9 protein-coding genes are annotated in these 11,312 nt (G+C 26.9%); all 9 read right to left on the bottom strand.

Going from position 1 to position 11,312, the window contains the following annotated elements; all coding sequences use genetic code 4:
• Nucleotides 1–250, bottom strand: a 250-nt coding sequence (locus tag T395_RS0102475) for a hypothetical protein (protein WP_029512886.1), incomplete at its 3' end; no start/stop codon positions are given.
• A 229-nt stretch (nucleotides 251–479) separates the two neighbouring features.
• Entirely contained in the window at nucleotides 480–2,141 is a 1,662-nt protein-coding gene (locus T395_RS0102470) for an MBL fold metallo-hydrolase RNA specificity domain-containing protein (RefSeq protein ID WP_029512909.1), read from the bottom strand.
• Between the two features lie 185 nt (nucleotides 2,142–2,326).
• Nucleotides 2,327–3,574 (bottom strand): thermonuclease family protein, encoded by a 1,248-nt coding sequence (locus T395_RS0102465; protein ID WP_029512908.1) that lies wholly within the window; start codon nucleotides 3,572–3,574, stop codon nucleotides 2,327–2,329.
• Between the two features lie 69 nt (nucleotides 3,575–3,643).
• A complete protein-coding gene (locus T395_RS0102460) occupies nucleotides 3,644–7,966 on the bottom strand; it encodes a PA14 domain-containing protein (protein WP_029512907.1) in 4,323 nt (1,440 codons plus the stop codon).
• Between the two features lie 157 nt (nucleotides 7,967–8,123).
• Nucleotides 8,124–8,852 carry a 16S rRNA (cytidine(1402)-2'-O)-methyltransferase gene (rsmI, locus tag T395_RS0102455; protein ID WP_029512906.1) on the bottom strand — a complete coding sequence of 243 codons (729 nt, stop codon included), beginning with the start codon at nucleotides 8,850–8,852 and terminating at the stop codon, nucleotides 8,124–8,126.
• Nucleotides 8,845–9,750: a hypothetical protein gene (locus tag T395_RS0102450; RefSeq protein WP_029512905.1), complete on the bottom strand. Its 906-nt coding sequence runs from the start codon at nucleotides 9,748–9,750 to the stop codon at nucleotides 8,845–8,847. The genes rsmI and T395_RS0102450 overlap by 8 nt, the downstream gene beginning before the upstream one ends.
• A 1-nt stretch (nucleotide 9,751) precedes the next feature.
• The gene (gene tmk, locus T395_RS0102445; RefSeq protein ID WP_029512904.1) at nucleotides 9,752–10,405 is read right to left on the bottom strand and encodes a dTMP kinase; all 654 of its coding nucleotides are present in this window, start codon (nucleotides 10,403–10,405) and stop codon (nucleotides 9,752–9,754) included.
• 28 nt (nucleotides 10,406–10,433) lie between these two features.
• Nucleotides 10,434–11,024, bottom strand: coding sequence for a toprim domain-containing protein (locus tag T395_RS0102440; protein ID WP_029512903.1), 591 nt, complete (start codon nucleotides 11,022–11,024; stop codon nucleotides 10,434–10,436).
• The gene (locus T395_RS0102435; RefSeq protein ID WP_029512902.1) at nucleotides 11,024–11,311 is read right to left on the bottom strand and encodes a YbaB/EbfC family nucleoid-associated protein; all 288 of its coding nucleotides are present in this window, start codon (nucleotides 11,309–11,311) and stop codon (nucleotides 11,024–11,026) included. The genes T395_RS0102440 and T395_RS0102435 overlap by 1 nt, the downstream gene beginning before the upstream one ends.
• Nucleotide 11,312 lies beyond the last annotated feature (1 nt).

Raw genomic sequence — 11,312 nt, 5'->3', positions numbered from 1 at the left:
TTTTGGGTCTTCCACAACCCTTCCCTTTTTTAGGGGCTGTTCCTGTTTTTGAAAATATTACAGTTTCGTCTTTTTGATATTCTCTAAATTTATTTCAAATTCTACGTCTAATATTTTCTTTAAAGTAATCCTTATTATATTTTTCTGAAATATAAGATGCAAATTTGTATTCATATTCATTTGTGTATTCTCAATTTTCTAGTCATCTAAATAGATCTAATCATTCATAATGTTTCAATTGTTTAGCCATTTGTAAACTCCTTTCTCTTATTGTAAACGAAAAGTAGACAGTTTTTATTTTCTGTCTACTTTTCTTGTCCTAGTTTACGCAAAATTGAATTTGCTCTTGTTTAACTTGGAAATCTAAGTTTTCAAGGGATATTCGAAATAGTGATTTATTATGCCTTAATCGCTTATTTGAATATCAGCACTCATAAATTTATAAAATAAAAAGCTATGTTTTTCATAGCTTTTGATTATTAAATTGAAGTTTGATTTAATGAAACAATTACCATCGGTTCTTTATCAAAACACTTGAAAATTTTCTTTCTTATTACTTGGCGAGCACGATTTTGAAAATCTTTTAAACCATCAAATTTTTCAGTTTCCATAATTTTATAAATGGCATTTTTAATTACTTCTTGAGCTTCTTTTTTAGTTTCTTTATCAATTACACCGACAAAATTAATTTGTAATTTCCCATTTAAAAATTTAGTTCGATTATTGTATGTTCCGGCAATTAAAATTATTCCATCACGACCTAAAAGTTCTCTTTCATTGATTACTTCAGATGAAATATCACCTACACCAAAACCATCAATAATAGTGTCGCCAATTTCTTTAACTTTGCCTTTAGTTGATAATAATTTAGCATCAACAAAGTGAACAATTTTACCATTTTGCATCAATAAACAGTGGTTTTTGTTAAATGGAGCATCTTGTGAAATATATCTTTGAGCATCAGTTAAATATCTGTAAAGCCCTTGAACAGGAATTACATAATTAGGTTTTAAAGCTTTTACCAAGTCAATTAAATCTTGTCTTGCAGGTCTATGTCTATAAAATTCAGTTGATGTAACATCACTAATTTTTGGAGTAATTCTAGCAATTTCATCTAAAGTAACAGCTTCTAAACTTTCTAGACCATTAATTGCTGGTGCTAACATAATAACAGTGTCGCTTGGTTGTAATTTAAGAAAAACATCATTATTACTTGTGATTCTTAAAAATCTTGAATAAAGTCTTTCAATTGAGCCAGTAACCAAAATTACAGCATTAGAAACTTTATTGGCATTTTTGTAATCAATTAATTTAGGCAATTTTAATTGCGGATATTTTTCCTGAATTAAATTGAAAGCTTGCCCATATGTTTTGCCATAAGTAATTACAGGACGATCTGTTTGATAAGCTAAATCTAAAATTTGTTGAATTGATACCATTTCTTCATCATAAGCACCAATAATAATTCTTTCATCAGGCTTAGCTTTCAAAAAGACTTGTTTAATAGATTCGGGTAAATTGATCTTATTAATTGCTTTACCACCATAATTAGCGCGTCCAGCATCAACAACTAGAGCAACTAAATTTCTTTTAGTAAAATTTTTAGCTAATTCTTCAAAACTTAATTTACCATAAATTCCTAAATCGCCTTCTACGAAGTTAAACATAAATAAAACATCGCCATTTGGTGTAATAAAATCAAAACCAATATGACCTGGCATTGAGCCCGCTAAATCTATAGGCTGTACAAAAATATCGCCTATTTTAGTTACTTTTTTAAGAATCTTAATCTTATAGTTTGGATTATCAATTTTATATTTTGATAAACGTTCGCTTATCATGATCGCATTAAATTCAGAAGTATAAATATTTAAATTTGGTAATTTCATTAATAATCATGGCAAAGCACTAAAGGTTTCATTTTTAACATCGCTTATAAATATACCTTCAATTTTATCTTGGTTTTTCACTAAATAATCAAAAGAAGGAATTAAGGTGTCAACTCCGTTATTTGAATTAATTGGAATTTTAGTCCCTGAATTGATAATGTAAATTTTGTCATTGAATTCAAAAACATAACAATTTTTTCCGTTTTCATCCAATCCACCTAAAGCAAAAATATTAATATGATTCTGTTGCATAATTCTCCTATTATTTAATTGAAATTTTTTGACTTAATAATTAATATCTATTATATATTAAGGACTAATAATTAAGATTATTTTGTTAAAGCAAATTTTTTAAACTATATTTAACTAATTACACTTATTCATAGACTTTTTAGTAAAAAAATAAGCATGGGCTTATTTTTAAACTGTTTTAAAATTTAATTTTCTGGATTTTTAAAAAACACATTATTTATATCATCAATTCAAAAACCTACTTGGTTGTTTCTAGCCTCATTTTGTGCGGCAAGAATGAGATCGTAATATGTTTTTTCTAAATCAGTTTTTGCATAAAACAAAGATTCAGGATCTAAGTTAATATATTGAACTCTGGATAAACCTAAACTAACCATTCTTTTTCCTCATTCTTCATTTAAGTTTTCACTAGAATTACTAAAAAATAGGCCAATTCAACGACCAAAATAGCCATTATTTATTTTTTTAAAGTAAAACACACCGCCATTTTCTATAAAAAATTCATTAAAAGTTTTTTTAGCTATTTCTGCTCATTGTGCTTCATGGATTGCTAGTTTTTGATTCGGTTTATTTAGTTTTTTAGTTTCAGGGGTATCTGTTCCTCTGGTTCTATATGCAGTTATAGAACCAATTTTAATTCCTTCAGCCTGTGCTTCTTCTACTTTCGGAGACTTTTCTATATTATTTTCATCAATATATTTGATTTTATAAATAGTATCGCCATCTGCTACTATATTATCTTGATTATCTTCTAAAGTATATGAATAGCCGGTAGGCAAAATATTTTCATTACTTTCGTTATTCCTGATTAAATAATTTTTTCAATAATTAAAAATTTTTTCTCTTAAATTAGTAAGAATTTCTAAATTTGGCTCATTTAGAGAAATTCCGTCATTTATGTCAAAAAGATTCAAAATCAAAGCATTCATTTGATTAACATTGGTTATTAGTTTATCGTAGAGATTTTTCTTTTGATTATAGTTAATGTCATTAACGTCTAAATCTACATTGATAAAATGCTCATAAAGATTTTGTAAATTTTGTTTTTGTCTATATAAGCTAGTTCACATCGAAGCAATTTCTGAATTATAAATATCACTTTGCTTATTAAATACTAAATTCAAATTGTGTCAAATTTGATTAATTCTTCTTTGATTATCTTTCATTGTTAAAGAATCAACATTTTGGATTTCATTTAGAGCATCATCAATAAACTTGATGAGATTGTTGATTTGTTTATTTAAATCGTAATTTTCCAAGTTTTCTTGAAAATTAATTACTTTAGTTTTTGTTGTATTTAAAAAATTAAAATATTCAGCTCTTATTTCTTTATTTTTATCATCTTCTTGTTTTTGACAAGAAATAACAGTCGGAATAAATAATGTACTTAAAATAGGACCAAATTTAAAAAAGAAAGATTTAATTTTTTTCATAGTTTAATTATATCTTGAGTTTCGAACCAGGAGAAAGATATTAAAAAACGCCTATTTTATAGGCATTTTTTAGTTCTGAATATCTTTATATGAAATAAATGTTAAAACTAATGGTTTATTTTCTTTGTTAACAATTTTAAGAGTATGTGAATCATTTCAATTTACATTTGTATCAGTAATTTTGGTTAAAAATAATAATTCATTAAATAATAATGTGTTGTTTGATTGATTAGAAGCGCTAATGTCTCTGCCTACTAATTCATCATCAAAATAAACATCAAAAGTGGACATGTCTTGACCTTTTTGTCCCATAATTACGATTTCTGGCGAATTGATTGGAATTTTTATATAGTCATTAGCAGTTACAGATTTAGCTACAAAACCATTAATTGGACTTTCTACGCCATCTTTTTCACTACTTATTATTTCTCAATGTCCATAAAATTTATTATTTTCGCTGTTAATTGGAATGATACTATCGGTATTTAACTCAAGTCCATATTTGATTTCAGCTAAAGTAATTCCATATTTATCATTTTGATAAAAAGTGTTTCTGGCTTCAATAGTAATTTCTTCTATGTCATAAACACGACCGAAGAAAACTCTTTGATAAGAAGCATTGCTGTATCTTGAACTAAAATCATAATATATATTTTGCATATGCAATTCATTAGAATTTTTTTCTTTAATTGTTACTGTCAATTCATTCGGTACAAATCAACGTCAATAGCTTTGTCTTGGATATATATCAATAAAGTTGGCTTTAAAACTTTCGCTAGTTCTATATATTAATCTTACTGGTCTATTTTTATCAGCATTATCATAGAATCTTTCGTAATGTGTATCAATATTATTGTCAAATACTTTATTAGAATCAGGGGTATTCGGTGACATTCTTTTAACACTAAACTTTGGATCTGCCATTCCTAGATTTTTAATATATCTTGAAATTTGAGTTTTGTTTTTACTTTCGTTGGTTCTGTATCTACGTTGATATTGATAAGTTGGATTTTCAATTAAATTACGAAGTTGATCTTCATTTAAATTATTAGTTTCTAAAGTAGGAGTTATAGAATTGGTAACTAAATTAATTTTTTCTGTGCCGTTAGCTAATCAGAAATTCATATTACCAGCGCCACCTTGGTTATAAACTGCTAATTTAATTTCATAAATTTGACCTTTGACAAATTCAAATGAACCTAAAGTTTGTTCACTATTAGAAGCTTTCAAACTACTTCCAACTAATTGATTATCAACTCAAACCGCAGATCAATCATCAGCAAGTGCTTTAAATTCAAAAGTTCCTGTTTTAGGAGCAACAAATTTCATGGTTGATTCTAAAAGAGTATTTTGCTTGTTGCTTAAATAATTAAGTTCATCAAAATTAAAATCTTGCACAAATGAAACAATATCATTTTGATCTATTTCAGAGTAAGCAGCATAAAGTTCATCAAAAGAATTAACATCAGAATTTAACCTTGGATATAGTTTCATCACTGGACGATTAACTACATTTCTAATTTTAATTTTCATTTTGTACATTGGTACATAATTACTTGGTTTAGTATCGAATTCATCCGGAATAATATCTAAGTCAAATTCATCAATTTCAGCAAAAGTATTTGCATTAGCATGATAAGTTACCTTGAATTTATTATTTGCATCTATAGTTAAAGAATTACCTAATTTAGTTTTAGTTGGAACTTGAATATTTTTAATTTTAAAATTAGGATTAAATGAAGCAATACCTTTTTCGAAATCAAAAACATAATCTTCACCAGCTGGAATTTGGAAAGCAGGCATTGTATCAGAAGTATATTCAAAATTACCTGTTTCACTATTATATAAATAGTTTCCAACAGCATAAATAGATGAAACAAAATCAAAAGCAGGATATTTATTTAATTTGTCTTGATCTTCTTGAGTAACTGGTATTAATCTAAAACTATCACCATTAATTTCTTTAATTACTTTGAAATTCTTTTGCAATGTTTCCCCTGTAGTCACAGATGGAGCGTATTGTTTAAGTGCATATAAAGGATTTAATTTAAAGTAATCTGCCAAATAAGTTATAGTTGTGAAAAATTTTCCTGAATTGCCGCTTTTTCCAGAAGCTTTAGTTCAGTTGGCAAAATTCATTGGTCCATATTGATAAATCATATTTGCGTATAATGAATATCAATCTTGATTATTTGTTTTTTTAGTATTTAAAATGTATCCATTAGCTAATCTTGATCAACCTTCACCTAAATCGCCTGTAAAATTAGCAAAATTACGTAATCTTGTTTTGTCATTTATAAAAGATAAATCAACTGTTGAAGGAATATTGGTTCAGCCGTGGTTATTAACATGGAATGGATCTTGATGTTGTTCAAAGTTATGATTAATTTCATGGTAATTACCTCAATTAGTAAAACCAAAATCTAAACTTTTACCATCATAATAACCTTTAGCTCAACTAACAGCAGCTCAAAGATTATTCAAACCACCTCAAGCTCCAGCTCCATCTCAAATATCATCACAATAATTTAAAGCTATTTTAGGATTTCAGTAATCTCCTCAGTAGTATGACATTTCATAAAAACTATTTCATTTTTTAAAGATTTCTTCTGGGAAAACCATATTATCTAATTCCACTCCAGCTACAGATGTAGGAGAGGTGAAAGGAACTAAAATTGAAGAATAATTAGTTTGAATTGAAGCCACAGGAGCAGTGATTTCACCATTTTTAATTTTTGAAATTTGTTTATTTCATTCTTCTTCGGTTGTTTGATCATAAACATAATGGAATTGTTCTACTGCACCATAAACTTTGAATTTTAAAGAAGCAAAATCTCCATTTCTATTATATTTGAAGTTTTGTTTTAATTCAAATGATAAGGAACCCCCAAAAGGTGAAGCTACTTTAATTCTTCTAGTATTCGGATCTATCTCACTAAATTGAAATGTAAATGTGCTTTGTACAAAAGGATAACGGTTAGAAATTTTTGCCGAGTTGTTAAAAGGTCTGTTGTCTCAATAGTTTTGGTTTATATGAATTTTAATTGGTAAATCTTTACTTCATTCGTTTTTAAAAATATTATATGTTTCAGTATCAAATTCGATTTCTGCAATTTCACCTGCTGGAATATATAAACCTAAAGCATTACTTCCTGAAACACTTCCATCAATTTTAAATTCTTTAGTAAGTGATTTAGTTTCATTAGTTACATTCTTTTGATATCATAAAGCCGCTGCTGGGTGTTTTTTCAATTGATTACTTGCAATTTGAGATTTAATTCATTGAGGGCTTGAATATTTAAAATTCGTTCCTGGCACTCTTTCAGCAAAAACTAAGTCTGAAATATTAACTCTTTTGCCATCCAAAGTCATAAATGAATTTTCATCTTTATTACCTTCATAATTATATTCTCAACCAGGATATCTAAAACCTTGTGAAGAATAACGATTTAATAAATCTGTTTCATAAACTTGGTTATTTATTTTGTTTTCACGCGATTCATAACCTAAAAATTTTTCTTGATAAGTCACAATATCAAAAGCCGCACTTAAATTAGCTGCAAAACTTGGATCTATGTTTTGTAGATTATTATTTTCTATTTCTAATTCATTAGTTTTTCAACTTAAACCTTCGTTATTAAATACAATAGCATAGTATGTACCAGGTCTGTTTGTTTGATATGATGAAGAGCCTATTTGATCTAATTTTTTATCAAAATAAAATCATTGAGTTTTAGAAAGATCTAAATTAGTTGTCTCATTTAAAGTTAAAGTTATTGGATTTTCATCGGTTATGATTACATTATCACGATTTTGCAAAATAACTTCACTAAGTGGATTAAATTTATGAACATTTAAGTTGTCAAAAGTTTTAACAAAAATTTTATTATTGTAAGTTCCCTTAATTGCAACTGAATAAGTTGTATCTGCTCCAATATCACTATATTTAATTTGTAATTGTGGAACTGTAGTATTTTTCAAAAATACATTATTAGAACTTCAACTATATTGATTAATTACTAAGTCATTCTGAGAATTATCAAGACCTTCAATATTGATATTTAAAGCACCTGTTGTTGAAGTAAAATATCCATTATTTTCAACTATAGCAGATGCATTTTCAAACAACAAATTAGTCTCTTCAGAGGTCAATGATTTTGGTTCTTCTGGTTTAGGGTTAGCTGGATCAGTAGGCTGAATAGGTTCTACTGGATTCGGATTAGCAGGATCAGTAGGCTCAGTAGGTTTTTCTGGTTTAGGGTTAGCAGGATCAGCAGGATTTTTTTCATTGTTTTTCTTCAAAATTAATGTTGTAGTTACAATGCTCGCTATTGTAATTGGAGTTAAAATAGCAAGTGCACCTATTAGCAATTTCTTTTTATTTTTTTTCATACACACTTCTTATTTAAAATATTGTTATATTTTAACAAAAACACTCTAAATGAATAATATTTAATATTTATTAAATAGCAAATAAAATGTTATGTTAAACTGAATACAAAAAATCACGTGTTTAAAATTAGCATGTGATTTTTCTAATTTATAATTTTTAAACTATTTTCTTCTTGCCTGCTAAAGCGGCATATTTATTAACTTTTTCTTTGATTTGGCTCTTTAGTTTAATTACAGCTGTAAATTCGCCTTTAATGTTTTGGTTACTAAATAAAGTCTTTAATTCTTTAGCACTTCCGCGATATTGGGTTTCGAACATTTTAGTTAATTCTTTAACTAAAAAAATTTGAGCTTGATCTTGTCAAATTGTTTCAACATCATCTAAAAAATAAGTGATTTTATGTGGCGAAAGATAGAAAATATAGGCGAAATTAGTTTCCATAGCAGCTAATTGATCTTCTCTTTGTTTGGTTTTTTCTTTAGGGAAACCTAAAAAAACAAATTCGCTAGCTAAACCACTTAAAGCTAAGGCTGTTATAGCAGCATTAACACCAGGGATTATTTCAACAGGAATATTATTTTCATTAGCTTGCTTAACCAATTCGAAACCAGGATCACTGATTAGTGGCATTCCAGCATCGCTAACCAAAGCCAAATTTAAATCTTTGTCCAACAATAATTTAATTAAGCCTTCAGCCGAATTTTTTTCATTCATTTTGTTGTAAGTTAAAGTTTTTTTACTAATTTGTCAATAATCCAGTAATTTTTTAGTAACTCTAGTATCTTCGCAAGCAATAATATCAACATTTTGCAAAGTTTCCACAGCGCGGTAAGTAATATCTTTCATATTACCAATTGGAGTTCCTACGATATAAATTTTAGACATAATTCTCCACTATCTTGATGAACATTTTTTCAGCTTGTAAATATTGATTATTATTTGAAAAATATTGTTTAATAAAGGCATTAGTTATTAAATAAATTTCTGTGTAATTAAATTTAGCTTGTTTTAATTTTGCCAATTTTTCTTTGACCATTTCATCTGTAATTAAGTGTTTTTCGATAATTGCCTGACAATAAAAACGCAATGTTTTAATCAGTATAAATAACTCATTATTTAAATTTTTGTTCAAGAATTGAATTAAATAAGCATAAAGATAATAAGGATTTTTGATTGCTAATAACATTTGATCAAGTAATTTATCCATGATTGTGCAAATATTTTCATTTTCTATTTCATTTTCAGAAACCAAAACATTACTCAACAAATAGCATTCGTGTTCATTAAAGCCCATATCTTTTAATTTTGCAGTTAAATCTTCTTTATTTTTTTCTGGAATATTAATAATTACCGATCTTGATTTAATTGTTGATAAAACTTTATCAATGTTTTGCGTTGTAAAAATAAAAATTACATCTGTTGAAGGTTCTTCAATGGTTTTTAAAAGTGCGTTTAAAGCATTAATTGAAGCAAATTCAATATTCTTGAAAATCAAAAATTTTTTGTTTTTGTTGTCATTTACTAAATAAAGTTTTTCAAAATTGCTCAAAATATTATCTTTTGTTAGCGCATTATTTTCTTGGTTTGGATCTAAAAGCAAAATGTTATCTGGTAAATTTTCCAAATTTAAATTTTCAATTTTGGTTGAATTTAATGAATTAATGATATATAAAATTGCATTGTCAAAATTGTTATCTTGATAACTTTTTAATAAATAGCAATGATTTAGACGATTATTTTTAATTGAATTACTAATAACTTTTTCTAATTGATTTTTTACCATATTAAGCTTGTTTTAAGTGCTTTTGGAACTTATCATTTTGAATTAAAGCTTCAAAAACAGCATTAGCTACTTGATCTGTTGTCATTGAAGCATCAATAACAATAAATCTTTGCGGCTCTTGTTCAATTAATTGTAAATAACCGTCATAAACTTTTTGATGAAAAGCATCTTTTTCAATGTCTAGACGATTTAAAGAATTAGTATCCCTTAAATCTTGTCTTCTTTTTTTACTTGCTTCAGGTGTTAAATTTAAAAAGAAGGTTAAATCTGGCATTGTTTGATCAATTACTAAATTGGTTAATTGTTGAACGAAATCAATGCCTAAATTTCTAGCATATCCTTGATAAGCATAAAAGCTATCAACATAACGATCACATAAAACCAATTGGTTATTTTTTAAAGCTGGTAAAACAACTTTATCAAGGTGAATTCTTCTTGAAGCAGTATAAAGTAAAGCTTCAGTAATTGGTGAAATATCGCTCTCTTTAGAAAGAATGATATCTCTAATTTTTTCAGCTTCAACAATTCCTTTACCACCGGGTTCTCTAGTGATAACAAAATTAAGCTGTGGATAATGATTTTTAAGTTTGTCAGCTAATATATTTAAAATGGTTGTTTTACCACTGCCATCTAAACCTTCGAATGTTATGAACATAATTTATACCCCTGAATTTATTAGTTTATTAGTTATTATTTCTATTATTTATAGACTGTTTGATTGTAAAAGAATCTAAATAATCAACATTTGAGTTCATTGGCATACCAATAGCAGCTCTTGAATGTGGAATTTTTAATTCTTTCATTTTTTCCATTAAATGATTAGTTGTAATTTCGCCATCTAATGTTGGGCTTAAAACAATAATCACTTCATTAAATGAATTATTAAATAAAAAATTAAACAAATGTTTGTATTCTAATTGCTCATCATTTAATTGATTTTTAATTGACAATAAGTAAGGCAGAACGTAATATTTACCATTAAAAAAGTTCATTTCGGAAATTTTTTTAACAATTGCCACGCTTTCAACAATCATTAAAACATTTTCTTTATTATCAGCATCGCAACTTAAACATTTGCCATTTTCTTTTATAAAATTACAATTTGGACAAAAACTTAATTGATTTTTTAAGGCTAATAAATGCTTGATTAAATCATCAACATATTCATCATCTTTTTGTAATAAGAAATTAGACATTTTATCTGCTTGTTTTTTACTTATGCCAGGAAAAGTAGTTAATTTTTCATTTAATTTTTCAACTACTTCAATTTTCATTAAAATCCTAAACCAGGAATATTAGGCATCATTTCTTGATGCTTTTCGTCAATTTCAATAAATAAGTCATTAATTACTAATGCTAAAAGATCTTCTAATGTTTCAGCATCTTCAGGGTCTAATAAAAAACTTTCTTTAATTTTGATTGAAACAATTTTTTTGCTTCCTTTGGCAATTACTTCAATCCCGTGTTTTTCAAGAGAAAAATCTGTTTCTTGAAAAACTTCCTCTTTTGCTTCTAATTCTTTTTGTAATTTTTGCATTTTTCTAATCATTGCTTGATCCATT

The sequence above is a fragment of the Mycoplasmopsis iners ATCC 19705 genome, assembly GCF_000701805.1.
Taxonomy (GTDB): domain Bacteria; phylum Bacillota_I; class Bacilli_A; order Mycoplasmatales; family Metamycoplasmataceae; genus Mycoplasmopsis; species Mycoplasmopsis iners.
The sequence above is the reverse complement of the archived record's forward strand: the minus strand, read 5'-3'. Positions and strand labels throughout refer to the sequence as shown.